This is a genomic window from Neisseria sp. P0021.S005, assembly GCF_051956955.1.
The window spans coordinates 1-441 of record NZ_JBQCWY010000976.1; the positions used below are offsets into that span (position 1 = coordinate 1).

1 pseudogene is annotated in these 441 nt (G+C 49.4%); it reads right to left on the minus strand.

What is annotated here, in order from left to right:
- Window positions 1-415: pseudogene (locus tag ACTHUE_RS20450) on the minus strand (hypothetical protein); the annotation flags it as partial.
- Window positions 416-441 lie beyond the last annotated feature (26 nt).

The window sequence follows — 441 nt, forward strand, 5'->3', positions numbered from 1 at the left end:
GTGCACTCACCGTACCTGTCTTGTTGTCGTAGCTTGAACCGCCACCCAAGTTGCTCGCTGTGCTGTTACCTAGATTGTCAGTTTTAGTGTCTGATGCCGTAGTTGCTGCATCTAATTGACCTTTGTTCACTGCATCTGTCGCCGCGGTTGCATCTGCAACGTTCTCAACTTTGTTGCCGTTCGCATCTAAGCCATTGGCAGTCACTTTGCCTGCAAATACTGGTGCATCCGCCAATTGGATATCTACCGTGTTGCCTGTGATCACTGTCTTAATGTTGCTGTTCGAGCCAGCACCCGTTAAGCCACCTGTGATGTTCAAGGTTTCACCCAACTTACGATCCACGGTTCCGCTGTTACCGGCAAAGGTAATTGGTTTAACCACTTCGTTGTTGAGGTTGGTTAAGGCATCGCCCACATTGCTTGCGCTAGCAGTTGTACCAT